Annotated in this window: 25 protein-coding genes; 13 read left to right on the top strand and 12 right to left on the bottom strand. The window is 64.2% G+C overall.

The genetic code is table 11. The annotated features are described in order from the left end of the window. Positions 1-27: 27 nt before the first annotated feature. The gene (locus CHR90_RS12780; RefSeq protein WP_308421753.1) at positions 28-735 is read right to left on the bottom strand and encodes an arylesterase; all 708 of its coding nucleotides are present in this window, start codon (positions 733-735) and stop codon (positions 28-30) included. Here CHR90_RS12780 and CHR90_RS12775 point away from each other — a divergent pair. Both CHR90_RS12775 and CHR90_RS12770 read left to right on the top strand, forming a co-directional pair. Then, complete coding sequence (locus tag CHR90_RS12775; RefSeq protein WP_094409403.1) at positions 734-1,405, top strand: ABC transporter ATP-binding protein; 672 nt, start codon at positions 734-736, stop codon at positions 1,403-1,405. The genes CHR90_RS12780 and CHR90_RS12775 overlap by 2 nt on opposite strands. Then, a complete protein-coding gene (locus tag CHR90_RS12770) occupies positions 1,402-3,933 on the top strand; it encodes an ABC transporter permease (RefSeq protein ID WP_094409402.1) in 2,532 nt (843 codons plus the stop codon). The genes CHR90_RS12775 and CHR90_RS12770 overlap by 4 nt, the downstream gene beginning before the upstream one ends. Here the strand turns inward: CHR90_RS12770 and CHR90_RS12765 are convergent. Then, the gene (locus CHR90_RS12765; RefSeq protein ID WP_267890176.1) at positions 3,930-4,139 is read right to left on the bottom strand and encodes a helix-turn-helix domain-containing protein; all 210 of its coding nucleotides are present in this window, start codon (positions 4,137-4,139) and stop codon (positions 3,930-3,932) included. The two genes, CHR90_RS12770 and CHR90_RS12765, sit on opposite strands and share 4 nt — an antisense overlap. 15 nt (positions 4,140-4,154) lie before the next feature. After that, positions 4,155-4,733: a DUF2975 domain-containing protein gene (locus CHR90_RS12760; protein ID WP_094409400.1), complete on the bottom strand. Its 579-nt coding sequence runs from the start codon at positions 4,731-4,733 to the stop codon at positions 4,155-4,157. A 210-nt stretch (positions 4,734-4,943) separates the two neighbouring features. Here CHR90_RS12760 and CHR90_RS12755 point away from each other — a divergent pair, with 210 nt between their 5' ends. From CHR90_RS12755 to ptsN, 7 genes are all read left to right on the top strand, one after another. After that, a complete protein-coding gene (locus CHR90_RS12755) occupies positions 4,944-5,942 on the top strand; it encodes a KpsF/GutQ family sugar-phosphate isomerase (protein WP_094409399.1) in 999 nt (332 codons plus the stop codon). Then, on the top strand, positions 5,942-6,580 hold the full coding sequence (lptC, locus tag CHR90_RS12750; protein WP_094409398.1) for an LPS export ABC transporter periplasmic protein LptC: 639 nt from the start codon (positions 5,942-5,944) through the stop codon (positions 6,578-6,580). The genes CHR90_RS12755 and lptC overlap by 1 nt, the downstream gene beginning before the upstream one ends. Continuing rightward, a complete protein-coding gene (locus CHR90_RS12745; RefSeq protein ID WP_094409397.1) occupies positions 6,580-7,419 on the top strand; it encodes an LptA/OstA family protein in 840 nt (279 codons plus the stop codon). Before lptC ends, CHR90_RS12745 begins: the two co-directional genes overlap by 1 nt. Beyond that, entirely contained in the window at positions 7,419-8,246 is an 828-nt protein-coding gene (gene lptB / locus CHR90_RS12740; protein WP_094409396.1) for an LPS export ABC transporter ATP-binding protein, read from the top strand. Before CHR90_RS12745 ends, lptB begins: the two co-directional genes overlap by 1 nt. Before the next feature lie 14 nt (positions 8,247-8,260). Next, positions 8,261-9,772, top strand: coding sequence for an RNA polymerase factor sigma-54 (gene rpoN, locus CHR90_RS12735; protein WP_094409395.1), 1,512 nt, complete (start codon positions 8,261-8,263; stop codon positions 9,770-9,772). 220 nt (positions 9,773-9,992) lie between these two features. Next, positions 9,993-10,604, top strand: coding sequence for a ribosome hibernation-promoting factor, HPF/YfiA family (gene hpf / locus CHR90_RS12730; RefSeq protein WP_094409394.1), 612 nt, complete (start codon positions 9,993-9,995; stop codon positions 10,602-10,604). A gap of 122 nt (positions 10,605-10,726) precedes the next feature. Then, positions 10,727-11,203 (top strand): PTS IIA-like nitrogen regulatory protein PtsN, encoded by a 477-nt coding sequence (gene ptsN, locus CHR90_RS12725; protein WP_094409796.1) that lies wholly within the window; start codon positions 10,727-10,729, stop codon positions 11,201-11,203. Positions 11,204-11,208: 5 nt separating this feature from the next. Here the strand turns inward: ptsN and CHR90_RS12720 are convergent, their stop codons facing one another. Further along, positions 11,209-12,108: a methyltransferase domain-containing protein gene (locus CHR90_RS12720; protein ID WP_094409393.1), complete on the bottom strand. Its 900-nt coding sequence runs from the start codon at positions 12,106-12,108 to the stop codon at positions 11,209-11,211. A gap of 127 nt (positions 12,109-12,235) precedes the next feature. Here CHR90_RS12720 and CHR90_RS12715 point away from each other — a divergent pair, with 127 nt between their 5' ends. From CHR90_RS12715 to CHR90_RS12705, 3 genes are all read left to right on the top strand, one after another. After that, positions 12,236-12,985: a DUF2272 domain-containing protein gene (locus CHR90_RS12715; RefSeq protein WP_170941399.1), complete on the top strand. Its 750-nt coding sequence runs from the start codon at positions 12,236-12,238 to the stop codon at positions 12,983-12,985. Beyond that, entirely contained in the window at positions 12,982-13,320 is a 339-nt protein-coding gene (locus tag CHR90_RS12710; RefSeq protein WP_094409391.1) for an antibiotic biosynthesis monooxygenase family protein, read from the top strand. The genes CHR90_RS12715 and CHR90_RS12710 overlap by 4 nt, the downstream gene beginning before the upstream one ends. 138 nt (positions 13,321-13,458) lie before the next feature. Next, positions 13,459-14,811, top strand: a complete 1,353-nt coding sequence (locus CHR90_RS12705) for an OmpP1/FadL family transporter (protein ID WP_094409390.1) — start codon at positions 13,459-13,461, stop codon at positions 14,809-14,811. 60 nt (positions 14,812-14,871) lie between these two features. On the opposite strand, the gene CHR90_RS12700 is transcribed toward CHR90_RS12705, so the two are convergent. From CHR90_RS12700 to CHR90_RS12685, 4 genes are all read right to left on the bottom strand, one after another. Then, positions 14,872-15,783 carry an AraC family transcriptional regulator gene (locus tag CHR90_RS12700; RefSeq protein ID WP_094409389.1) on the bottom strand — a complete coding sequence of 304 codons (912 nt, stop codon included), beginning with the start codon at positions 15,781-15,783 and terminating at the stop codon, positions 14,872-14,874. Beyond that, entirely contained in the window at positions 15,719-16,540 is an 822-nt protein-coding gene (locus CHR90_RS12695) for a ferritin-like domain-containing protein (protein WP_094409388.1), read from the bottom strand. Before CHR90_RS12695 ends, CHR90_RS12700 begins: the two co-directional genes overlap by 65 nt. Continuing rightward, positions 16,540-17,310 carry a response regulator gene (locus CHR90_RS12690; protein ID WP_094409387.1) on the bottom strand — a complete coding sequence of 257 codons (771 nt, stop codon included), beginning with the start codon at positions 17,308-17,310 and terminating at the stop codon, positions 16,540-16,542. Before CHR90_RS12690 ends, CHR90_RS12695 begins: the two co-directional genes overlap by 1 nt. A 368-nt stretch (positions 17,311-17,678) precedes the next feature. Next, complete coding sequence (locus CHR90_RS12685) at positions 17,679-18,776, bottom strand: NAD(P)/FAD-dependent oxidoreductase (RefSeq protein WP_094409386.1); 1,098 nt, start codon at positions 18,774-18,776, stop codon at positions 17,679-17,681. Between the two features lie 101 nt (positions 18,777-18,877). Here CHR90_RS12685 and CHR90_RS12680 point away from each other — a divergent pair, with 101 nt between their 5' ends. Next, complete coding sequence (locus tag CHR90_RS12680) at positions 18,878-19,570, top strand: glutathione S-transferase family protein (RefSeq protein ID WP_094409385.1); 693 nt, start codon at positions 18,878-18,880, stop codon at positions 19,568-19,570. Here CHR90_RS12680 and CHR90_RS12675 read toward each other — a convergent pair. Genes CHR90_RS12675 through dapF form a run of 4 tightly spaced genes read right to left on the bottom strand, consistent with a single transcriptional unit; the run spans position 19,549 to position 23,713 of the window. Next, positions 19,549-20,652 (bottom strand): adenylate/guanylate cyclase domain-containing protein, encoded by a 1,104-nt coding sequence (locus CHR90_RS12675; RefSeq protein WP_094409384.1) that lies wholly within the window; start codon positions 20,650-20,652, stop codon positions 19,549-19,551. The genes CHR90_RS12680 and CHR90_RS12675 overlap by 22 nt on opposite strands. Before the next feature lie 33 nt (positions 20,653-20,685). After that, a complete protein-coding gene (gene ftsY, locus CHR90_RS12670) occupies positions 20,686-21,630 on the bottom strand; it encodes a signal recognition particle-docking protein FtsY (protein WP_141210951.1) in 945 nt (314 codons plus the stop codon). Next, the gene (gene mtaB, locus CHR90_RS12665) at positions 21,627-22,871 is read right to left on the bottom strand and encodes a tRNA (N(6)-L-threonylcarbamoyladenosine(37)-C(2))-methylthiotransferase MtaB (protein WP_170941398.1); all 1,245 of its coding nucleotides are present in this window, start codon (positions 22,869-22,871) and stop codon (positions 21,627-21,629) included. Before mtaB ends, ftsY begins: the two co-directional genes overlap by 4 nt. Beyond that, entirely contained in the window at positions 22,868-23,713 is an 846-nt protein-coding gene (gene dapF, locus CHR90_RS12660) for a diaminopimelate epimerase (RefSeq protein WP_094409382.1), read from the bottom strand. Before dapF ends, mtaB begins: the two co-directional genes overlap by 4 nt. Positions 23,714-23,716 lie beyond the last annotated feature (3 nt).

Genomic DNA, 23,716 nt, shown 5'->3' with positions numbered 1-23,716 from the left:
AAACGCCTCGTTTTGAGAGCAAAACAATCAAGATGAAGCCAAAAGGCTTAGAACCGAGGGTAAAATACGTTCAATAACGGTGTTTACGCCGGTCTCGTTCGGGTGAATCCCGTCCGCTTGGTTAAGCTGAGGATTGGCGGCCACCCCGTCAAGAAAGAAGGGATAAAAAGCGACCTTGTGCCGCTCCGCGAGGCGCGGGAAGACCGCATCGAAACTCTGCGTATAGGCCGCGCCGAAGTTCGGCGGCGCGCGCATGCCGGTCAACAGCACTTTCACCCCGGCGTCTTTCAGCTTGGTGAGAATCGCGTCGAGGTTTTTCTCCATCTGCCCGGGATCGAGACCGCGCAGCCCATCGTTGGCGCCGAGTTCGACGATGGCGTGGGTCGGCTTATCGGCCAGCATCCAATCGATCCGGCCCAACCCGCCCGCGCTGGTATCGCCCGACACGCCGCCGTTGATCACCGTCGCGGCGATACCCTTGGCCCGCAAAGCGGCTTCCAGCTTAACCGTAAAGCCCTGGGCGGCGGGCAGGCCATAGCCTGCGGTTAAACTATCGCCGAGCGCGAGAATCTTCACCTCCGCCGCCTCTGCCTTGGGCAGCCCGGCGGCGAGCAGCGATAGGCCGAGCATCCCCATCAAGAAACCCCGCCGCGCCTGTTGTTTCGCCCAGGTTTTGCCCCATTTGTAGGGATCGTTACTGTTTTCCGATTTTACGCCGCGAGTGCTGCCGTCCATGATCCAACTCCGCAATGTTCAGGTGAAGCTGGCGAGCGCCGCCGGCGAGGTCAATATCCTGCGCGGGGTCAATCTCGCCATAACACCCGGCGAAAGCGTCGGCATCGTCGGCCCATCGGGCGCCGGGAAATCGACCTTGATGATGGTCGTCGGCGGGCTGGAACGGGCAACCAGCGGCGAGGTGGTCGTCGCCGGGGTTGAACTGGGCGGCCTCAGCGAAGACGATCTCGCCCTCTGGCGGCGCGAAACCGTGGGGATCGTCTTCCAAGCCTTCCGCCTGATCCCGACGATGACGGCGCTGGAGAATGTCGCCGTGCCGCTGGAACTGGCGGGCAAGCCAAAAGCCTTCGAGCGGGCAAAAGCCGCGCTGGAGCAGGTCGGCCTCGGCCACCGCCTGACCCATTACCCCGATCAGCTTTCCGGCGGGGAACAACAGCGCGTCGCCCTGGCGCGGGCCTTCGTCATCGAACCGAAGCTGCTGATCGCCGACGAGCCGACCGGCAATCTCGACGGCACCACCGGCACGGCGATCATGGATTTGCTGTTCAGCCTGCGCGACCGTTTCGGGACCACGTTGCTGCTGGTGACCCATGATCAAAGCCTCGCCCAGCGCTGCGACCGGGTGGTGCGGGTGCGCGATGGTCAGATTGATCTGGGAGCGGCGGCATGACCCCCGCCCTCAGGTTCGCCCTGCGCGAGATGCGTGGGGGCCTCGCTGGGTTTCGCATTTTCCTCGCCTGCCTCACTCTCGGGGTGGCGGTGATCGCTGCCGTCGGCAGCCTATCCGCCGCCATCGTCGGCGGGCTGGAGCGCGACGCGCGCAGTTTGCTCGGCGGCGATGTAACCCTGCGGCAGGTCCATCGTCCGGTTTCGGTGGAGCAACGAGATTGGTTGGCGGGCCAAAGCACGCGGCTGACCGAGACGATTGAAATGCGCGCAATGGCGGTGCGGCCCGATGGGGCGAAACGCTCGCTGGTGCAGTTGAAAGCGGCGGATGCCGTCTATCCCCTGTTCGGGACGATCGAAACCGCCCCGGCGGAACCAATGCCGGGGCTTCTGGCCGAGGCCGATGGGCTGCCGGGCGCGGTGATCGATCCGGCCTTGTTGGCCCGCCTCGGCCTTTCGGTCGGTGAGACGATCCAGATCGGCGAGGGGAAGTTCCGCATCGCCGCCGCCCTGAAAAGCGAACCCGACCGCGCCAGCGGCCCGCTCGACATCGGCCCGCGCGTGCTGATCGCCCTACCCGATATGGCGCGCACCCAATTGCTGCAACCGGGCAGCCTTGCGGAGTTTCACTATAAGCTTGAACTGAAACCGGGCACGACGGCGGAGGCGTTCCGCACGGCCTTAGCCGTCCGCTTCCCCGGCGAAGGCTGGCGCGTCCGCGACCCGTCGCAGGCGTCGCCCCAGGTGGAACGTTTCGTTGAACGGCTGGCGCTCTTCCTCACCCTCGTTGGGCTCACCGCCCTGCTGGTTGGCGGGGTGGGCGTCGGCAATGCCGTCCGCGCCTATCTTGACGGCAAAAGCGTGACGATTGCGACGCTGAAGGCCGTAGGGGCACCGTCTGGCTTCATTTTCCGGCTGTATCTGATGCTGATCGGTCTGATGGCGGGCGGCGGTACGCTGATCGGGGTGATCCTGGGCGCCGGGGCGCCCTGGCTGGCGGCGGGGGCCTTGGGCGATCTGCTACCGGTACCGCTAGCGGTTGGTCTCTATCCCGCCCCCTTGGCCCTGGCGGCAATCTTTGGTCTGCTGACCGCCCTGACCTTCAGCCTATGGCCGCTGGGGCGGGCGCAGCGGGTTTCGGCGGCCAGCCTGTTCCGCGATGCCGGATCGTCGCGCGGTCAGGCGCCCGGCCCGCGCATTCTGGCGGCGATGGGGCTGTCCGCCCTCCTCCTGGCCGCCTTGGCCATCGGCACGGCACAACAGCCGCTGCTGGCGGGCTGGTTCGTCGGCGGCGCTATCGTCAGCTTCGGCGTCTTCCGGGTGGCGGCGAGTGGTTTGAAGCGCCTTGCCCGCACGCTTGCCAGCGCGGCTTGGGCGGGGGGGCGCAGCCCGCGCCTGCGCCTCGCACTCGCCAATATCGACCGGCCCGGCGCGCCGACCGCCAGCGTCGTGCTGTCGCTCGGCCTGGGTCTTGCCGTACTGGTCACGGTGACGCTGATCGAAGGCAATCTGAACCGCCAAGTGGTGGAAAGATTGCCCGATCAAGCGCCGGCCTTCTTCTTCGTCGATATTCCGTCTACCCAAACCGCCGCGTTTGACGCGCTGGCCCTGTCGATCCCCGGCGCCAGCGACTTGCGGCGCGTCCCCTCCTTGCGCGGGCGGATCACCGCTATCAAGGGCGTGCCGGTTGAAAAAGCCTTCGTCGATCCCGAGGTTTCCTGGGCCGTCGATAGCGACCGGGGCCTAACCTATGCCGCGACGCCGCCGGAGGGTAGCAAAGTGGTGCAGGGTGACTGGTGGCCCGCCGACTATAAAGGCCCGGTGCTGGTCTCGCTCGATGCGCGCTTCCGCCAGGGGTTCGGGGTCGAGATCGGCGATGTCATTACGGTCAATGTGCTGGGGCGAAACCTTGACGCCAAGATCGCCAATTTCCGCCAAATCCAGTGGGAGAGTTTCAACCTCAACTTCGTGCTGATCTTCTCCCCCGGTCTCTTGGAGTCGGCACCGCATACCCATCTCGCCACCATTCATGTGCCCCCGGCGCAGGAAGAAGCGATGCTGCGGCAGGTGGGCGACGCTTTCCCCAATGTCTCTGCCGTGCGGGTGCGCGAGGCGTTGGATACGGTAACGGCGATTCTCGGCGCTATCGGGGCTGCCGCCCGCGCCGTGACGGGGCTGACCCTCGTGGTCGGAACGCTGGTTCTGGCGGGCGCCGTCATCGCCGGGCATCACCGGCGGGTCTATGACGCCATCGTGCTGAAAGTCCTCGGCGCCACGCGCCGCGACCTGCTGGGGGCCTATGCGCTGGAATATGGCGTGCTGGGCTTTGCCACCGCCGTCATCGCTATTCTGATCGGCACGCTGGCAAGCTGGGGCGTTGTGACCTTCCTGATGCGGGCCGATTGGGTTTTCCTGCCGCTACCGGTCGGCGCGATTACCCTGCTCAGCCTTGGCATTACCCTCGCGCTCGGCTTTGCTGGCACCTGGGTTGCCCTGGGGCAGAAGGCCGCGCCGCTGCTGCGGCAGGGTTAATCGGCTTCGGGCTCGCTCGGATCATGGCGCAGAATATCGCCCGGCTGGCACCCCAGCAGCGTGCAGAGCTTATCGAGCGTGCCGAAGCGCATGCCCTTCACATGGCCGTTCTTCAGCAGGGAGAAATTGGCCTCGGTGATGCCCAGCGCTTCGGCAACGTCTTTCGACTTCAGTTTGCGTTCGACCATCAACCGGTCGATGGTCACGCGGATCGCCACCGCTTAGACGATACCGCGCGCGTCATCGGCCAGCGCGACGATACTACGGGCAATCGCCGCCAGCGCCAGCACGGCAATACCGATCAGCGCGAAGCCAAGATCGTCGGAACTGAACGACAGGGTGGTCGCGCGCGGGATCGCGACGCTCTGCGACAGGTGATAGGTCACGAAGGCCGTCAGCCCCATGCCCGCCAGCGGGCGGCTGACGAGGGTAAGGACCAGCGCCCAGCCGATGCGGCGCAAGCGGCGCGGCAAGGCGGGCGAAAACCCCTGCCCCGCCGCCATCAGCCGGGCGATCTGCGCCGCCTCGACCAAGGCCCACAGGAAGGGCGCGGCGCTGATCAACAGGATCACGAACAGCAGTCCCCGCGCGGTCAAGGGCATCGCGGCCAAGGCCGTGCGCACCTCGGCGCTACCCGGCACCAGCGGCGCAATCTGCGGATGGTTCAGCAGGAACGTCGGCAACTCAAGGCTCACGAGGCCGACCAACACACACAGCAGCGCCACGCAGCCCCAAATCACCCAGCGCGCCCGACGCCCGACGCGCGCCATCACCGCCAGCCCTTCATCGACAGCACTCATCCCAGCCTCCCTGATTGGTATTTCTGTTTAACAGAAAAATATTATTGTTAAACAGAAATTTTTTCGACCCGGAAGCGATTGCCTAGTGCGTGGGCAATTGACCTTTCAAGCCCAGGCGGCGCATAGTGCGGGCAAGGCGCGGCCCGCGCATGCAAAAGCCCGGCCAACCCTTTCCCAGCGGCGCCTTGCGCCCCTCCTAGGCAGTTTACCGTGACCGATCTTTCGACCCTCGCCCCGACCGTTACCGCCGCCGAAACCAACCGCGCCGTCGCCCGGCGGGTGTTCGCACTGGCGCAAGAAGGGCTGCAGACCCTGATCGACGGATTGGCGGGGGCGGGGGGCGACCGGCTGGACGCGGCGGTCGATCTGCTGGAAGGCGCCGCCGGGCGCATCATCGTCACCGGTATGGGCAAGAGCGGCCATATCGGCCGCAAGATTGCGGCCACCCTCGCCTCGACCGGCACGCCTGCCTTTTTTGTACACCCGGGGGAAGCCAGCCACGGCGACCTTGGCATGATCACCCGCAGCGATGTGGTGTTGGCACTGTCCAACTCCGGCGAGACGCACGAGCTTTTGGACATTATCGCCTATAGCAAGCGCTTTTCGATCCCGCTGATCGCCATCACCCGGCAGGACGGTAGCACCTTGGGCGAGTCGGCGGATGTGGTCCTGCCACTCCCGAAAACGGCGGAAGCCTGTCCGAATGGTTTGGCCCCCACCACCTCCACCACGCTGGCACTGGCGATTGGCGACGCGCTGGCGGTGGCTTTGCTGGAACGGCGCAACTTCAGCGCCCATGATTTCAAGGTCTTTCACCCCGGCGGCGCGCTGGGGCAGAAAGTGCGCCGGGTGGCGGACCTGATGCACAGCGGCGAGGCGCTGCCGCTGGTAACACCCGAGACCAGCCTGCGCGCCGCCATTCTGGAAATGACCTCCAAACGCTTCGGCTGTACCGGGGTTGCCGGCGCCGATGGCCGCCTGCTGGGCATTGTTACCGATGGCGATTTGCGCCGCCATATCGAGAATATCGACCGGCCCGTTGCCGAGGTGATGACCCGCAACCCCGTCACCATCCGCCCCCAGGCCTTGGCGGCGGAAGCGGTGGCGATCCTGAACAGCAAATCGATCACCAGCCTGTTCGTTGTCGAAAGCGGCGTGGCGGTTGGGTTGCTGCATATTCACGACTGCCTGCGCGCCGGGGTGCATTGATGAGCGCGGCGGCGACCGTTCGGCGGGTTCAAACGCGCTCGCGCTGGGTCGCGGCGGCGCGGCTGCTGCTGCCTGCGGTCGCGTTAACGCTGCTGGCGGGCCTGCTGGCCTGGCCGACGCTGTTCCCCGATGAAAAGCGCTTCCGCTTATCGAAACTGCCGGTCTCGCGGGAAGAGGAAGCGACGGTGCGCATGCTCAACCCGCGCTTTGTCGGCACCGATGAAGGCGGGCGGCCCTATACGCTGACCGCGACGGAAGCGACGCAACTGGCTATCCCCGGCGCCGTCACTAAAGATTCGCAACTGCTGCTGACCCAGCCGAAAGCCGACCTGAGCGGCGATAAGGGCGATTGGGTTCAGCTTTCCGCCCATGAAGGGCGCTACGATAAAGATCATCGGATGCTGACCATGAGCGGCGCCGTGACGATGTTTCATGATAGCGGCTATGAAATGCATACTGAACAAGCGCAGGCCGATTTAGCCCGCAAGCGCGTCGCCGGAATTTTGCCCGTGACCGGCCAAGGGCCGCAGGGCGATCTAAGCGCCGAAGACGGGTTCGAAATTCTCGATAAGGGTCAGCGGGTGTTTTTGATTGGCAAATCACGGGTGGTGCTGCGCGATACGCGGGGCGCCTCGTGATGCGCTGGCCTATCGTTTCCATATTAGTCAGCGCGCTCCTCAGCGCTTCGGCCCTCGCCCAACTTCCGACGACCAGCGGCAGCGGCCCCGTTTCCATCGATGCGGAAAAGGGCATCGAATGGCGCCGGGACGAGAAAGTCTATATCGCCACCGGCGGCGCTCGGGTGCAGCGCGGCGGCCTGACCGTCACCGCCCAAACCCTGCGCGCCTATTATCGGGAAATGCCCGATGGGCAGACGCAGATCACCAAGGTCGAGGCCGATAAGGATGTGGTTATCGTCACGGCCAGCGAGCGGGTGGTCGGCGACAAGGGCACCTATGACCTTGACCGGCAATTGATGGTCGTGACCGGGAAAGCGCTGAAGCTGACAACGCCGACCCAGGTGATCACAGCGCGCGATAGTCTTGAGTATTGGGACGGGCGCAAAGTGGCCGTCGCGCGCGGCGATGCTGTAGCGGTGGAGGCCGACCGCCGCATTGCCGCCGACGTGCTAACCGCCCATCTGGCCCAAGACGCCAGCGGCAAAGCCAATCGAATTTCGAAAGTCGATGGGTTCGGCAATCTTCAAATCGCCACCCCCGCCGAAGCCGCCTCGGCGGACAAGGGTGTCTATGACATGGACCGGCAGATCGCGACCCTGCTGGGCGGGGTCAAAGTGACGCAGGGTAAAAACCAACTGAATGGCGATTATGCCGAAGTGAATATGAAAACCGGCGTTAGCCGTATCCTGCGCGGCCCCGCCGCCGGACGGGAAGGGGCGCCGGTGCGCGGGCTGCTGGTGCCGGGAGAGGCGCAAGCGCCGACCAATCGGGCAGGCGCCGCCGGGAAGGGGCCGTAATGGCAGGGACACATGATGATCGACGCTGGTGGCAAAAATTGACCGGACAAACCCCGCCGTCCCCCGAAACCCCTGCCGCAACGCCGCGTTTGGTGGCAACCGGTGGCAGCGGCCTTGCCGCCCATAGCCTAGGGAAACGCTATAAGAAACGCCCGGTAGTCCGCGACGTGTCGCTCTCGGTCGCGCGCGGCGAGGCGGTCGGGCTGCTGGGGCCAAATGGGGCCGGGAAGACCACCTGCTTCTATATGATCACGGGGCTGATTCGCGCCGATTCGGGGCGCATCACGCTCGATGGCCATGATATCACCACGCTTCCTATGTACCGCCGCGCGCGCCTCGGCGTCGGCTATCTGCCGCAGGAGGCCTCGATCTTCCGGGGCATGAGCGTGGAGCAGAATATCCGCGCCGTGCTGGAAGTGGTGGAAAGCGATCGCGATAAGCGCGAAGCGATGCTGGATGCGCTGCTGGCCGAATTTTCCATCGATCATCTGCGGCGCACGCCCGCCCTCGCCCTGTCGGGGGGGGAGCGGCGACGCACGGAAATCGCCCGCGCCCTCGCGTCCCAGCCCGATTTCGTGCTGCTCGACGAGCCCTTGGCCGGGATCGACCCCATCGCCGTTTCCGATATCCGTGATCTCGTAAAACATCTGAAAGATCGCGGCATCGGCGTGTTGATCACCGACCATAATGTGCGCGAGACGCTCGATATCGTGGATCGCGCCTATATTCTGCACGATGGCGTGGTGCTGATGCACGGCACCCCGCGCGAGATTGTGGCCCATCAAGACGTGCGCCGGGTCTATCTCGGCGACCGGTTTAGCCTTTAGGGTTCGCGGGCTTTATGGTGCTGGCGCCCCGTCTCGATCTACGGCAGTCGCAATCGCTGGTGATGACGCCGCAGTTGCAGCAGGCGATCAAGCTGCTGCAACTGTCGAATCTCGAACTCACCGCCTTTGTCGAAGCCGAATTGGAGCGGAACCCGCTGCTGGAGCGGGAAGATACCAGCGAAGCCGCCGCCCCGCCGGTGGAAGCGCCGCGCGATGCCGCCGAAGCCCTTACCGCCGACCTACCCGCCAGCAACGACAGCCCACTCGATACCGACTGGGCCGATACCGATAGCCTAACCCCCGGCCGCGTCACCGAAAGCGACGGGACCGACCTTGGCATGGTCGAAGCGGGCCTGAGCATGACCGGCGGCGGCAGCGGCTCGGGCAGCGGCGGGTCGTTCGACGATGATCTGCGCGGGCTGGAAGAAACCCTGAGCGAAACCCCGACCCTGCGCCAACATCTGATGGCGCAAGTCGGACTGACCTTTGCCCAATCGACCGACCGGATGATTGCCGCCGCCCTGGTCGAAAGCATCGACGACGCGGGCTATCTGCCCGAACCGCTCGAAACTTTTGCCGCGCAATTCGGCTGCGATCTGGCACGGATTGAAAGCGTGCTGGCGCAGGTGCAGCGCTTCGACCCGACCGGGGTCGGCGCCCGCTCGCTCGCCGAATGCCTTGCGCTGCAACTGGCGGAGAAAAACCGGCTGGATCCGGCGATGCAGGCGCTGCTGAACAACCTCCCCCTGCTCGCCCACCGCGACCTTGCCGGGCTGCAACGGGTTTGCGGCGTCGATGCCGCCGATATTGCCGATATGATCGGGGAAATCCGCGCCCTGAACCCCAAGCCGGGCCTAGCGTTCGAACGCAGCGCCGCCGATCCGGTGACGCCGGATATTCTCATGCAGGCGCTGCCAGACGGAACTTGGCACCTGGAACTCAACCCAGAAACCCTGCCGCGCGTGCTGGTCAATAACCGCTATCACACGCGCGTGCGCCGCCAATCGCTGAACAAAGCCGACCGCGACTATATTTCCGAACAGTTCCAAACGGCCAATTGGCTGGTAAAAGCCCTGCACCAGCGCGCCACCACGATCCTAAGGGTCGCCAGCGAGATCGTGCGCCAGCAGGATGGCTTCTTCCGCCACGGCATCACCCACCTGCGCCCGCTGATCCTGCGCGACATTGCCGAAGGGGTCAGCCTGCACGAAAGCACGGTCAGCCGCGTCACCACCGCCAAATATATCGCCACCCCGCGCGGGATGCTGGAGCTGAAATATTTCTTCACCTCCGCCATTCAATCGGCGGATGGGTCGGCGGCCCATTCGGCGGAAGCCGTGCGCTATCGCATCAAAGCCCTGATCGACGCCGAAAAGCCCGACGAGATCCTGTCGGACGACAAGATTGTGGAAATTTTAAGGGCCGACGGCGTCGATATCGCCCGCCGGACGGTGGCAAAATATCGGGAGGCCATGCGAATTCCCTCTTCCGTTCAGCGCCGTCGCGAAAAGGCTTTCGGAATTTAAAAAAACCTGTAACGCTATCTTCCAGACAAATAGGGAGATGCGCCGACAAGAGTTAGAACCGGCAACACTGTTGCATTTTAGCGACGGTTTAGGGGGTTAACTCGACGCGGGACCGAAAAAAGATCGGTGTCAACCGAGTAACGAGACGGCGACCATTGTCGCCGAACTGCCAGGACCGTTGCCTAGCCCAGTCTTATCACAGAAATAAGGGTAGGTTGCCATGCAGGTTACTGTTAAAGGCAAGCAAATGGATGTCGGCGATGCGCTGCGCACCCACATCACTGAAACCCTGACCAATGCTGTCAGCAAATATTTCGCCCGTCCCTTAGATGCGACCTTGGTCCTCACGCCCGACGCGCACCTGATCCGGGCTGATGTCACCGTCCATGTGGCGCGCAATCTGACCGTTCAAGCGAAAGCCAGCGCGACCGATCCGTATCGCGCCGCCGATGAAGCCATCGAACATGCCGAAAAGCGTATTCGTCGCTATAAGCGCCGCCTGAAGGAAGATCACCATCGCGGCGGCCCGCTGCCGGACGTCGAATCCGCACCCTCCTATGTGCTGGCGCCCGAACAGGAAGAGGCGCCCCCCAGCGCCCAGCCAATGGTTGTGGCCGAAATGCAGGTGGCGATCGAAACCCTGGCTGTCCCCGATGCGGTAATGCGGCTTGACCTTGGCGATCTGCCTGTGCTCATGTTCCGCCACGCAACCCATGGCGGGTTGAACGTGATTTATCGCCGGGCCGACGGCCATATCGGCTGGATCGATCCGCAGGGAAATAGTCAGACCGTGCGGGGCGAACCAAAGGGCGAACTGTCCGCCGCGCAATGATCGTCTTAACCGGCGGTCGGCACGGCCCCGCTGATCTTCGGCGGAAGGGTGCTGAAAAGGCACCCTTCCGCTGTTTTTGTGCGGGCGGACGGCGGCGCTAAAACGTGTCAGAGCAGGAACCGATGGATATTGCAGACCTCATCTCCCCGGACGCGGTAGTCGTCAATCTGCGGGCAGGAACCAAAAAGCAGGCCCTGCAAGAACTGGCCAAGCGCGCCGCCGATCTGATGGGGCCGGACGGCGCCGGGGAACGCGAAATTTTCGAAGTGCTGCTGGAACGCGAACGCTTGGGAACCACTGGTGTCGGCGCCGGGATCGCCATCCCGCACGGCAAGCTGCCTAGCCTGCCGCGCCTGCGCGGCCTGTTCGCTAAGCTCGATAAGCCCGTGGATTTCGAAGCCATCGACGAACAGCCGGTCGATTTGATTTTCCTGCTGCTCGCGCCGGAAGCTGCGGGGGCCGACCATCTGAAGGCGCTCGCCCGCGTGTCCCGCCTGCTGCGCGATAAGGGTACCTGCGAAAAGCTGCGCGGTGCCGAAACCGCCGATGCCCTCTACCTGATCCTGACCGCCCATTCGGCCAATAGCCACGCGGCTTAAGGCAGCTAGAGCTTTTTCTCGACACTCCCCAGCGCCGCCGCGAGGCGGCTTTTAGCGCTGCCCGGGCGCAAGGGGCGCGGTTGGCTGGCGTCCGGCGCCCAACCGGTCAGGAAAATCACCTCGAACTTCGCCTCCACCCGCCCATCGGGCGTGCCAAAGCGGTCGGCGTAATCCGCCGCAGCCCGCGCCAAGGTCGCCCGGCGCCACGGACGGCGGGGGCGGGCCGCGAGGGCATTTGCTTCCCCCATCTGGCGCAGGTCGCGCATCAGCGCCAGCGCATCGGGGTAGGACACCGTCAGCACGTCGCTATCGACCACCGGCAGGGCAAAGCCCGCGCGCTGCAACAGCCGCCCCGCATCGCGAATATCGACCGTCGGGGAGGCACGGGGCACCAAGGTTCCGGTTTCGGCGATTTCGGCTGCCGCAAGGCTGGCCTTCAATTCCTGCAAGGTCTCGCCGCCGAGGATCGCCGCCAGAAATAGCCCATCGGGCTTTAACGCGCGATTGGCCTGGATCAGAGCGCCGGGCAGGTCATTGACCCAATGCAAGGATAAGCAAGAGAGCACGAGATCGAGGCTATTATCAGCGAAGGGCAACCATTCCTCGTCCGCCACCAAGCGTGGCCCCGGCGCGCGGGCGATCATCGCGGGGGAGAGATCGGCGGTGATCAGTGTTTCGATCCCGCCACGCCCAGCGCAGAGCCGCGCCAAGGCCCCCGTATGGCCACCAAGATCGAGCGCGACCGGAAAGCGCCGCCGAATATCTTCCAGCCGGTCCAGCAACCGGTCGCCGATTTCCTGCACCAGAAAATCATGGCGCCCGTCGAAGCCCGCCGCCGCGCGGTCGCGGTTCCGGCGCAGGGCGCGGCGGTCGAAGATCATCGTCTCGGAATTTGTCTCAGGCATTCCCCCGTCCTTTCGGGTTAAGCCTGTAGCAGACCCCGCCATTCTCGCCTATACCCACAGGATGATGACACGGTTGCGCCTCCCAGCTCTCTTGCTCGGTCTGCTCGCGCTTGCGGGGTGTGCCGAGATGAATTTCAGTCTCGACGGTCGCCCGACGCCGCTCGCCTGCCCCGTCGAAGACAGCCCCGCCGCCCGCCGCCTGCGCCTCATCGCAACGGCGCAGGCCGAATGGCAAACCTTCGGCGGCGCCGTCATCGATTGGTCCAACGGGCGCAAGGAAATCTTGGCCGAAGGCATCAAGGAAACCGATGATCGGGTCGCCAGCGACCTGCGGCGCTATTGGCGCGCGGTGCCGACCGTCTTCGGGGAAAATGCCGCCGCCAGCGATGGCAAAGCTGCGGCCACCGATGCCCCCTTCTCCATCGCTTGGTCGGCCGCGTTCATCTCGTATCTCGCCTGCGCCGCCGGGGTTCCGGCAAGCGATTTACCGCGTGCCGAGGCCCATTTCACCTATCTTGATGCCGCCCTGATCGGCACGCCGGGCTTTGTCGCCCAACCGCCGGAAGAAGATACGCCGCAGCCCGGGGATTTGATCTGTGGCGACCGCTCGCCGCCGGAAAAACGGCTGGCGAGTTTGCTCGACCGGCGGGCTGAAATCGGCAGCCCGCGCCCCATGCACTGCGATATCGTCGTCGATGTTCGCCCGCGCCAACTGCGCGCCATCGGCGGTAATGTTAATGACACGATCAGCCTTAGCCTCTACCCGATCGACGCCGATGGCCGCTTGATCCGCCTGACCGATCCCGAGGCACTAAGCTGGCTCGCCGTGCTTCGCTCCACCTATCCCGCCGCCCCCGAAATGGTGTCGCAGAAATGATCTTCGCCAAAACCCCCGCCCCGCCCTATTGGGCCGTGATCTTCACCAATCAGCTAAGCGACGATACCGGCGGTTACGCCGCGATGGCCGACACCATCGAAGAGCTTGCATCCCGTCAACCCGGCTGCCTGGGGGCCGAATCGGTGCGCAACGCCGACGGCACCGGCATCACAGTTTCCTATTGGCAGACCGAGCAAGATATGGTGGCGTGGAAGTCTGTCGCCGCGCATGTCGTCGCCCAGCGGCTGGGGAAAGAACGCTGGTACAAAGGCTATGTCACCCGGGTTGCACAGGTGACGCGCGATTACGCGCATGGGTCAGCCTTAGAGGGTTGATCGGCACACTTGTGCCTTTTCCGCCACAGCCTGATAGAAATCTGAGGATGCGACATTCCGGACCAGAAGTTCCCTTCCCCATAACGTAAAGGTCATGGTACTTAGGAAAGAACAAAAAGAACTCTGGGAGGAAAGATAATGAAGCGTTTTCCGATCAGCCGTACTGCCGTGCTGCTGGCTTTTTCTGGCCTCGCCGTTGCCCCGGCAGCCCTTGCCGGGTCGTTCTATATCCAGGAACAAAGCGTTAGCAGCCTGGGCGCTGCCAATGCCGGTCAGAATGCCGTCGGCTTCGATGCGACGACGGTCTATACCAATCCCGCCGGCATGACGAACCTCACGCGCTCGCAGTTTTCCGCGGGCGGGAATCTGTTGCTGCTCAGCTCCAAGCTGAAGAACGACGGTTCCTATGCCCAACTGCCAACGGCCCTCGGCGGGGCGCGCGTGCCGGTCACCGGCAAGGATAATGAAGATAGTTTTGATCCGGCCATTGTGCCGAACCTCTATGGCGTCTGGGTCGTCAACGACGATGTTCGCCTGGGGATGGGGATCAATGCCCCCTTCGGCCTCGTGAATAAATACGATAATGGTTTCTTCGGTCGCTACGATTCGCAAAAGTCGAAGCTCGAAACCCTGAATATCAGCCTGACCGGCGCGTATAAGGTCTCGTCGAAATTCTCCATTGGCGGCGGTATCGACATTCAGCGGGCAGGAACCACACTGTCTACTGCGGTTCCGGCGGTCGCGGGCCTCTCGGGGTTGAGCGCGGCGCAAAGCCAAGCCTATCTTGCTTCCATCGGGGGCGTGGCCGGTCTCTATAACGTCAATACCGATAGCCTGTTCACCGTGAAGGCCGATGGCTGGGCCGTTGGCGCCAACCTGGGCCTGACCTGGAAGCCGGTAGACGAGTTGACCATCGGCTTGACCTACCGCAGCCGTATTAAGCATACGGTCGAAGGCGATCTGACGATTGCGCGCGGCGCCTCCATCTCCCGCTCTGGCCCGGCCGAAATCTCCGTCACCACGCCGGATATCGTCGGCCTTGGGGCAGCCTGGCAGGTCAATCCGAAGTGGACCCTGCTGGCCCAGGCGAATTATTTCCACTGGAGCAACTTCGATAAGATCGACGTGAAGTCGAACGGCACGACCTTCTCGGTCGAACAGCAAGACTATCGCAACAGCTACTCCGTTGCGCTGGGCGTGAACTACAAATGGTCCGATGCGCTGACCTTACGCGCCGGTACCCAGTTCGACCGTACCCCGACCGTCGATAAGCATCGCTCGACCCGCGTGCCGGATAACGACCGCGTGTGGCTGGCCTTGGGCGCGAGCTACGACCTGACCGATAATATCTCGGTCGATGCCGCCTATGCCCATGTTTTCGTCGATGATGTGAAGGTCGATGTGACGAAGAGCACCGGCGCCCGCGTCAAGGCGACGCTGACCGATGGGTCGGTCGATATTATGTCGGTTGCCCTGCGCTATAAGTTCTAACCTCTTCCTCCCCACCCTTGGGCACCCCTTCCGGTTCAGGCTGGAAGGGGTTTTTTGTGTTTACCGGACGGTAGGGCGGAATTGGCCGGGGGTGACACCCCGAAATTTCTTAAACGCGCGCGTTAAATGCGCCTGATCGGCAAAACCACAGTCTGCCGCCACTGCTGCGATCGGCACGCCGCGCCGTAACGCCGCCTCCGCCCGGTGCAGGCGGGCAAGCTTCTGGAAGGCGTGGGGCGGCAAGCCATAGGCGGCCCGGAAGGCGCGGATCAATTGAAAAGGGCCAAGCCCCGTATCGGTCGCTAGCTCCTCCAGGGAAACCGGGGTTGCCGGATCGTCACGCAAACGGTCTGCCGCGCGCTGGATGTGCCCTGGCGCCGCTGGTTCGTCCTGGCGCCGGGCCGGGACGCACGCGTGGCGCTGGACCAGCGCCGCAACACCGGAATAGAGCGCCACTTCGCGCGCCAAGCGGTCGTCTTGGGCCAGCGCCTCGAAAAGGGCCGAACATTGGGCCGCCAGCGCCGGATCCTGCATCACCGACACCGCAAAGCGCGGCAACCCATCCGAGGGGCGATACCCCTGCGCCGCCGCCGCGCGCTGCACGAACGCCGGATCGAGATAGAGCATCCGATAGGCCCAACCCTCTGCCACCGCCGCATAACCGTCGTGGACCTCGCCGGGATGCAGAACGGCCAGACTGCCGACGGTCGCGTAATGATGCTCCCGCCCGGAATGAAACGCCTCAACCCCGCCGGTAATAACGCCAAACACATAACGGTCATGGGTATGGGGCGCGAAACGATGGCGGCGGAAGCGCGCCATCAGCACTTCCGTATCCCCTTCCGGCACGCGCCAGAAGCGCGCGGCTTCCCCCGGGCCTAGTTGGCTTGCGAGACTATCGTGACCATCATGCGGCATGGGCGGCCAGCGGTTCGTACCAATCGCCGGTAAAGCCTGCCGAGGCGCGGGCATCGTCGTTGAACGGCGGCTTCAGCGGCCCCCGGAAATGCTGCCGCACCAACGCCTGCCACGCCGCGCGCGGCTCGCCAACGCCGCGCTGCGCCGCCAACCACAGGAACCAACGGTTGCCGATGGTAACATGGCCAATTTCATCGCGGTAAATCACTTCCAGTGCCGCAGCCGACGCCTCGTCTTCCACCTCGCGCAGCTTAGCGATCATCACCGGTGTAACGTCGAGGCCGCGCGCCTCCAGCACCATGGGCACGACGGCAAGGCGGGCGAGCGCGTCGCCAGCGGTTTCTTGCGCGGCTTGCCACAGACCGTCGTGGGCGGGCAGATCGCCATAGGCCGCGCCCAAGGCCGCCAGCCGCCCGGCCAGCAAGGCAAAATGCTCCGCCTCTTCCGCCGCGACCCGCAACCAATCGGCGGCGAAGCCTGGGGGAAAGTCTGGCGCGAAGCGGGCCAGAATATCCCAGGCGAGATCGATGGCATTCAACTCGATATGGGCGAGGGCGTGCAGCAGCGTCACCCGCCCGCGCACCCCGCGCGTCAGGCGGCGATGCGGCATCTTATTGGGTGGCAGAAGATCGGGTCTTTCGGGGCGGGCGGGCCGTTCCGGCACCATCGGCACGGCCCCAATCGGCAGCGCGCCGGCGGCCCATTCTGCCGCCGCCATCCGGGTCAAGCGGACCTTTTCCGCCGGATCGGCGGCCGTTAGAACGGCCAGCGCCGCCGCCGTTAGGCTGGCGAAAGGCGGCGCGGCGTCCATCAGGTGATCGAAAAGCGGGACAGCGCTTCGGCGAGATCATCGCCGAAATGGCTGCCCTTGCGGATAATGGCAGCGCGCGGCGGCAGCCCTTCCAGCGACGGATCGCCCCAACCGAAGCTGGTCAGCAGGGCAAAGGGAATATCCTGGGTGGTCGGCATCGACAGCACGGCACACGCGAGATCGATCCCGGTTAGCTCGTCCAGCATGGCGGAGGCAATGATCATGTCCGGCTTCAGGCGCACGGCCATTTCGAGGGCTTCGAAGCTCTTAGTGACATTAACGACGCGGTACCCGCAGGCCATCAACTCCCGCTCCACGATCCGCCCGGCGGACCGCTGCGGCGAGACCAGCAGAATAACGATATCGAGCAGTTTGATATCATTAACATCGAAGGTGCGCGCGGCAGGCATCTGCCGCACCACTTCGCGCAAGGACGGTGCCGGGGTTTCGTCTTCTTCCGTATCGAGGGTGACGCGCAGCAGGTCGGTGAAGGCCTGCAAACCATCCAACTCGCGGTCGCCGAGTTCGGTCACGCCATCCACGTAATCGGCCATCTGGTGCAAGATCACGTCGGCGGCCATCAGCCCGACCGAGCGCGCCCCGATGCGCAGATTATGGAAATGGCGGCGCATCGCCTGAATGGCTTCGCCCTGCTGAACCAGCCCCGACCGGACATTGCCGAGCATCACGTCGAGCTCGTTGGTAATGTCGCGCGCTTCGTCGATAAATTCGGCGCGGATATGCTGTTCCAGGGTTTCGTCGATGGCCATGTCGCTGCCTAACGCTCGGAGATTCTTAACGGCGCACACACTAGCGCAACCCTAAGCGCTTGGCGATACCCTGAGGCGCGAGTCCGGCTTGTCACGAAACAATCAAACATCCGCCTGTTGCGCTGCACTCCCCCGTTGATTAGACTCGGTCCTGTTGTTTCCCACCAACAACCGAAAGGAGGTGATCCTGTGTCTACCCACCAAGGGACTGTCAGGATGGCAGGATCGTTTTATCTGACGCCTGCCCGCTTTGACCGGGGCGCCTGTTGCTTTCGGAGGTCGGGAGCAGTCTAAATCGCCCCATCCCATCGGACGGGAAAGGGCCGCTCGCACGCCGAGCGGCCCATTCTTTTTTAGGGGGCCTGCGTCTAGCGACGCGGTGCTAGATCAGCGGGGGTCAAGCCCTCGCCCAGAATATCCGCCGGGACCGGCTGGCCCAGGACCAGCGCCGCCGACAACCGCGCCAAGGCACTGGCGGTCTGAATCCCATAACCGCCCTGGCCGACCAACCAGAAGAAGCCGGGCGCGTCGGGATCGAAACCAACCACCGGCACCCCATCGGCCACGAAGCTGCGTAAGCCCGCCCATTTATGGCGAATGCGCTTAACCTGAAGGGTCGTCGCTGTTTCGATCCGGTCAACGCAGATGGCGATATCCATTTCGTCGGGCTGGGCGTCCTGCGGCGGCACCGGGGTTTCATCGGCGGGGGAGGCCAGCAGCAACCCGGCGTCGGGCTTCAAATACCAGGCTTCGGCAATATCGATCACCATCGGCCAGCCCTGCGGGTCGCTGGGCGCCTCGATCAAGATGGCCGTGCGCCGTTTCGGCACCAGCCCGACCGGGGCAATCCCAGCGAGCGCCGCCACCGGGTCGCCCCAGGCGCCGGCCGCATTGACAACGACATCGGCGGATAGATCCCCGTGGGGGGTGCTGACGCGCCAACCAGCGTCTGTGCGGACGAGAGCGGTGACCGGCGCTTCGCAAATCAATCGCCCGCCGCGCGCTTTGACCCCGCGCAGATAGGCTTGCAGCAGCGCATCGACATCCATAGCCCGCGCCCCCGGTTCGGCAACCGCCCCGGCCAGCCGCTCCCCGCGCAAAATCGGCACTTGCGCCTCGGCTTCAGCGGCTGTGAGCGCCTGGGTGGCACCGCTCACCAGCACATCTGGAATCAACCCTGCCCGATCCGGTTCCGCCGTCAGCAGCACGCCGCGCGGCGTTAAGATCGGCGTGGCGGTAAACCCCTCCGGCGGGGTTTCGTAGAAGGCACGGGAGGCGCGGGTCAGCGCCCGGATTGGCCCCGGGCCATAGGTTTCGGTAAACATCGCCGCCGAACGCCCGGTGGTGTGATAGCCGGGGTGACTTTCGCGCTCCAGCAGGGTCACCTCCGCCTCGGTTGCCAGTTCATAGGCCAGCGACGCACCCGCCATGCCAGCGCCGATAATGATAACGGTGGGACGGGCCATGATGCGCTCCAAACCAAAAATTCACCCCCTGCCGGTAACGGCCTTGCCATCGGGGGCGAAGCGGCTAACAGTGTCAATCCCTTCCTGGGAGGAAAGTCGGAATGTCCAATAGTTTCACGCTCTATTACGCCCCCGGGGCCTGTTCTTTCGTCACCCACGCGGTGCTGAAGGCACTGGGCCTGCCCCATAGCCTGGCCCCGGTTGCCCTGGCCGATGGGCAGCAGCGCACGGCGGACTATCTCGCCCTAAACCCCAAGGGCCGCGTGCCGGTGCTCGCGGGCGGCAGCTTGCCTGCCGGAGAGGTTTTGACCGAAGCCCCGGCCATTTGCCGCTACCTCTGCGCCCACAAGCCGGAGGCGGGCCTGTGGCCGACCGATCCGCTGGCCGAAGCCCGGCTGATGGAATGGCTGAACTATCTGTCGGGCCATTTCCATGCCTTCGCCTGGGCCTTATTCGCCCGCCCGGCGCGCTTTAGCCCGGATGAAAGCCATTACGCGACGTTCCGCGAGCAATCGTTCAAACTGCTCGACGAGATCATCGCCTATATTGAAGCCCGCTTGGGCGATGGCCGCGCCTTCGCCGTTCCCGCCACGGGGCCGGACGCGCCAAGCCATCTGACCCCCGCCGATTTCTATCTGCTGATCCAATACCGCTGGATCGTCGCGCGGCTCGGTTGGCCGATGCGCGAGAAAGCCCCCCATTGGACCGCTTTGGTCGAACGGTTGCTGGCGCTGCCCGCCGTACAGGAAACCCTGGCGGCGGAAAATCTCGACTATTGGCCCAAGGCGGCCTGAGCCACCAAGACGGCTTCCACCGGCGCGGCCTTGCCCTTGAGCGGCAAGGCCCCAAGGCGGCGGTAGCTATAGGCGCTCGGCCAGCCTCCCGCTGCCGCCGCCAATCGGTCGAGGGCAGCGGCGGAGGCGATGAAGAAGCCCTGATAGTCGCGCGCCACGCCTTCCAGCCGGGCTGTGGCGTTCAACACATCGCCGTGAAAGGCGATATCGCGCTTGGCATCGCCGATTTCGCCGACCACCACTTCGCCGTAGTGCAGCGCCGCGCGCACGGCGGGCGCCTCGCGATACTCTTTCAGATAGGCCGGACCGAGGGCCGTAATCGCGTCTTTCAGCGCGAAAACACAGTCCAAGGGTCGGCAGGCGCCGCGCTTGCCGCCGGTACCGGCTTTTTCCGTCCAGGTGACGACCATTTGATCGCCGACATATTGATAGATTTCGCCCTGATGGTCCGAAATCGGGTCGGACGCGGCCTGAAACACCCCATTCAGAAAGCGCTGATAGGCCAGCGGCCCCAGGCTTTCCGCCAAGCGGGTCGACCCCAGCAAATCGACGAAGAGAAAGAAGCGATGTTCAAGGCGGGGGCGATGATAATAGCCGAAGACGAAGCGCGTTAAGGTCCCCGGCCCCATAATCTGATTGATCTGCATCGTTTCGATGAAGACGACGATGAAGAACAGCGAAAAAACGATGGAGAGCACCATCAACGGGTTTGATAGATCGACCGGTTCGACCGCTTGGATCACCCCAAAGGCGGCGGCGACCACCTCCCCCAGGCGGAAATATTCGATCACCAAGATGAGCCCGCAATATAGCGGCACCTTGATCGCCAAGGTCACCGCGAAGGACGCCCGGCGCAGCGCGCGGCCCCAGGCGGTCAGCGGGAAAAACATCTCGAAGCCGCCGATGCTCGCGGTAATCAGCGCCCCGTGCACGATGCCGATGAAGGGGCCGATAAACAGCGTGGTGGCGAGATCTTGCCGATAGGTCTGGCCAATCAGGCTGCCAAAAACGGCGCCCACGAAAGCGCCAATCACCAGCACCCGCAGGAACCGTTTGATCCGCCGCCAATCCGCTTCCCGCATCGCGCGTCCTCCCCCTTAGTCTCTTGTGGGGTTCTAGGCGTCTTCGGTCGTCGTAATCCCCAAGAGCGATTGGGCGAATTTCTCCGCCGCGAAGGGGCGTAGGTCTTCGGCCTTTTCGCCAACGCCGATGGCATGGACGGGCAGACCGAATTTTTCCGCCAGCGCCACCAGCACGCCGCCCTTCGCGGTGCCGTCGAGCTTGGTCAGCACGAGGCCGGAGACTTTCACGAGGTTGCGGAAAACTTCCACTTGGCTATGGGCGTTCTGGCCGACCGTGGCATCGAGCACCAGCACGGTATCGTGCGGGGCGGTCGGTTCGATCTTCTGCATAACGCGCAGCACTTTGGCGAGTTCGTCCATCAACTGCGCCTTATTGTGCAGCCGCCCAGCGGTATCGATCAACAAGAGATCGGCGCCCGCGGCGCGCGCTTCGGCAATCGCGTCATAGGCGAGCGCGGCGGCATCCGCGCCTTCCGGGCGATGGATAACCGGGCAGCCGGTGCGGTCGCCCCAGATGCGCAATTGTTCGACGGCGGCGGCGCGGAAGGTATCGCCCGCCGCCAGCATGACCTTGAGGCCTTGTTCGCGGTAGAATTGGGCCAGCTTGCCGATGGTGGTGGTCTTGCCGGACCCGTTGACGCCGACGACCAGCACCACATGCGGCCCCCGGCTGGGGTCGATGGCCAGCGGTTTGGCGACGGGTTCGAGAATCCGGGCGATTTCGGCGGCAAACACCTCCCGCACTTCCTGATCGGTCACATCCTTACCGAAACGGGTTTTGCGCAGGTGCTTGATGAGGTCGGCGGAGGTTTTAACCCCTAGATCGGCGGCGATCAGGAGTTCTTCCAACTCCTCCAGCACCTCGTCGTCCAGCTTACGCTTGGTGAAGATGGCGGAAATACCTTCCGTCAGCTTCGCCGAGGAGCGGGAGAGGCCTTGGGTTAAGCGCCGGAACCAGCCCTTTTTTTCGTCACTCATGCCACCTCTCCGCGCATCTGCTCGCCGATCCGATCGATCAGCCGCACCTTTTGGCGCGTGCCGGGGGTGCCGGTCAATCCCGTTACGGGAACGAAATGAGGCGTGCGCCCCAGCGTCTCTTCCTCGAACAGAATTTCTTCAACCCGGCCCGCTTGGGTGTCGAGATAGCGGGTTAACGCCGCCTGCCCTGCCGCGCGCAGTGCCGCCGCGCGCGCTTTGATCGTGCTGCCAGGAAGCTGGGGCATTTTTGCCGCTGGCGTGCCAGGGCGCGGGGAATAGGGGAAAACGTGCAGATAGGTTAAATTCGCTTCCGAAACGATACGCAGAGAATCGTTGAAATGCTCGTCCGTCTCGGTGGGGAACCCGGCGATTAGATCGGCCCCGAAGACGGTATCCGGGCGCAGGCGCAGGGCCTTTTCGGCAACGGCGATGGCATCGGCGCGCAAATGGCGGCGCTTCATGCGCTTCAAGATCAGATCGGCCCCAGCCTGGACTGACAGATGCAGATGCGGCATCAACCGCTCTTCTTCGGCCAAGGCCGCCCACAGATCATCGTCGATTTCAACGGGGTCAAGGGACGAGAGGCGCAGGCGCGGCAGGTCCGGCACCAGTTTCAGCACCCGGCGCACCAGCATCCCTAGCGTCGGCTTGCCCGGCAGATCGTGGCCATAGGAGGTCACATCGACGCCGGTCAGCACGACTTCGGCATAGCCATTCTCGACCAGCTTGCGCACTTGCTCCACCACCGCGCCCGCCGGGACGGAGCGGGAGTTACCGCGCCCATAGGGGATGATGCAGAAGGTACAACGATGGTCGCAGCCCTGCTGGACCTGCACGAAGGCGCGCGCCCGCCCGTCAAACCCTTCAATCAAATGCTGGGCGGTTTCGCGCACCTGCATAATGTCGTTCACTTCGACGCGCGCTTCGTCGGGCGTCACACCCCAGGCTTCGGGCTTCAGTTTCAGATCATTGCCAATGATCCGGTCGATCTCCGGCATTTCGGCGAATTTGGCCGTGCTGACCTGGGCGGCGCAGCCGGTAACGATGATGCGCGCGTTCGGATTATCGCGGCGGGCCTTGCGGATGGCCTGCCGCGCTTGGCGTTCGGCTTCCGAGGTGACGGCGCAGGTATTGAAGATGATCGCCTCGCCCTCGCCCGCCTTGGTGGCGAGATCGCGCATCACTTCCGATTCATAGGTATTGAGGCGGCACCCGAAGGTGACGAGCTGCGGTCCGCTCACGAAAACCGCTCCAACGCCAGATCGCCCGCAAATTCGCCGACGAAACTGGTGGAAACGGGGCCGGTCATCAGCACATGCCCGTCGCTTTCGCGCCAGTCGAGCGTCAGATCGCCGCCGTCCATGCTCACTTTCAGACACCGGTCGGTTAGCCCGCGCCGGATTGAGGCGACGGCGGCAGCACACGCGCCCGAGCCACAAGCGCGCGTAATGCCCGCCCCACGCTCCCACACCCGAAAGCGGATATGATCGCGCGCCCGCACCGACACGAGGCCGATATTGGCGCGCCGTGGCAGCATCGGGTGATGTTCGGCAATCGGGCCAAGCGCCGCCAGATCGACCGCCTCGGCATCCGGCACAAAGAACGTGATGTGCGGATTGCCCATATTGGTGGCGACGCCATCGGACAGCGGGCCGACGGTCATCGGCACATGCAGCGTGTCGCAGGCTTCGGCGAGCGGGATTTGCGCCCAGTCCAGCCGCGCCGGTCCCATATCGACGGTGATCAACCCCGTCTCGCCGCGCACCGCCTCTAGCAACCCGGCCAAGGTTTCGATGGTCACGCTGCCGCGCCCTTCGGCCTGCATGGCAAGATGGGCGATACAGCGGGTGGCGTTCCCGCAGGCACCCGCTTCCGACCCATCGGGGTTAAAGATCCGCATGAACAGATCGGCCCGCCCGTCGCTTGGCGGTTCCATAACGATCAACTGATCAAACCCCACGCCGGTGCGCCGGTCCCCGACCGCGCGAATCCAGTCGCCCGGCAGTTCCAGCAGCGCGCGGCGGCCTTCGAGCACGACGAAATCGTTCCCCAGGCCATGCATCTTTAAAAACGGCAGTCCCATGCA

This window comes from Elstera cyanobacteriorum (assembly GCF_002251735.1).
Classification (GTDB): Bacteria; Pseudomonadota; Alphaproteobacteria; order Elsterales; family Elsteraceae; genus Elstera; species Elstera cyanobacteriorum.
Note: the sequence above shows the minus strand (reverse complement) of the source record. Positions and strands in the feature narration are given on the sequence as shown.

What these genes read in the sequence shown, in the direction of transcription:
- CHR90_RS12700 (WP_094409389.1), bottom strand. Translation starts at nt 15,783, where the DNA reads ATGCCCGCGCCTCGGCAGGCTTTACCGGCGATTGGTACGAACCGCTGG.
- CHR90_RS12705 (WP_094409390.1), top strand. Translation starts at nt 13,459, where the DNA reads ATGAAGCGTTTTCCGATCAGCCGTACTGCCGTGCTGCTGGCTTTTTCT.
- hpf (WP_094409394.1), top strand. Translation starts at nt 9,993, where the DNA reads ATGCAGGTTACTGTTAAAGGCAAGCAAATGGATGTCGGCGATGCGCTG.
- CHR90_RS12710 (WP_094409391.1), top strand. Translation starts at nt 12,982, where the DNA reads ATGATCTTCGCCAAAACCCCCGCCCCGCCCTATTGGGCCGTGATCTTC.
- CHR90_RS12680 (WP_094409385.1), top strand. Translation starts at nt 18,878, where the DNA reads ATGTCCAATAGTTTCACGCTCTATTACGCCCCCGGGGCCTGTTCTTTC.
- CHR90_RS12685 (WP_094409386.1), bottom strand. Translation starts at nt 18,776, where the DNA reads ATGGCCCGTCCCACCGTTATCATTATCGGCGCTGGCATGGCGGGTGCG.
- ptsN (WP_094409796.1), top strand. Translation starts at nt 10,727, where the DNA reads ATGGATATTGCAGACCTCATCTCCCCGGACGCGGTAGTCGTCAATCTG.
- CHR90_RS12690 (WP_094409387.1), bottom strand. Translation starts at nt 17,310, where the DNA reads ATGGCCATCGACGAAACCCTGGAACAGCATATCCGCGCCGAATTTATC.
- lptB (WP_094409396.1), top strand. Translation starts at nt 7,419, where the DNA reads ATGGCAGGGACACATGATGATCGACGCTGGTGGCAAAAATTGACCGGA.
- CHR90_RS12745 (WP_094409397.1), top strand. Translation starts at nt 6,580, where the DNA reads ATGCGCTGGCCTATCGTTTCCATATTAGTCAGCGCGCTCCTCAGCGCT.
- dapF (WP_094409382.1), bottom strand. Translation starts at nt 23,713, where the DNA reads ATGGGACTGCCGTTTTTAAAGATGCATGGCCTGGGGAACGATTTCGTC.
- CHR90_RS12775 (WP_094409403.1), top strand. Translation starts at nt 734, where the DNA reads ATGATCCAACTCCGCAATGTTCAGGTGAAGCTGGCGAGCGCCGCCGGC.
- rpoN (WP_094409395.1), top strand. Translation starts at nt 8,261, where the DNA reads ATGGTGCTGGCGCCCCGTCTCGATCTACGGCAGTCGCAATCGCTGGTG.
- CHR90_RS12780 (WP_308421753.1), bottom strand. Translation starts at nt 735, where the DNA reads ATGGACGGCAGCACTCGCGGCGTAAAATCGGAAAACAGTAACGATCCC.
- CHR90_RS12675 (WP_094409384.1), bottom strand. Translation starts at nt 20,652, where the DNA reads ATGCGGGAAGCGGATTGGCGGCGGATCAAACGGTTCCTGCGGGTGCTG.
- CHR90_RS12720 (WP_094409393.1), bottom strand. Translation starts at nt 12,108, where the DNA reads ATGCCTGAGACAAATTCCGAGACGATGATCTTCGACCGCCGCGCCCTG.
- CHR90_RS12695 (WP_094409388.1), bottom strand. Translation starts at nt 16,540, where the DNA reads ATGGACGCCGCGCCGCCTTTCGCCAGCCTAACGGCGGCGGCGCTGGCC.
- ftsY (WP_141210951.1), bottom strand. Translation starts at nt 21,630, where the DNA reads ATGAGTGACGAAAAAAAGGGCTGGTTCCGGCGCTTAACCCAAGGCCTC.
- CHR90_RS12770 (WP_094409402.1), top strand. Translation starts at nt 1,402, where the DNA reads ATGACCCCCGCCCTCAGGTTCGCCCTGCGCGAGATGCGTGGGGGCCTC.
- lptC (WP_094409398.1), top strand. Translation starts at nt 5,942, where the DNA reads ATGAGCGCGGCGGCGACCGTTCGGCGGGTTCAAACGCGCTCGCGCTGG.
- CHR90_RS12760 (WP_094409400.1), bottom strand. Translation starts at nt 4,733, where the DNA reads ATGAGTGCTGTCGATGAAGGGCTGGCGGTGATGGCGCGCGTCGGGCGT.
- CHR90_RS12715 (WP_170941399.1), top strand. Translation starts at nt 12,236, where the DNA reads ATGAATTTCAGTCTCGACGGTCGCCCGACGCCGCTCGCCTGCCCCGTC.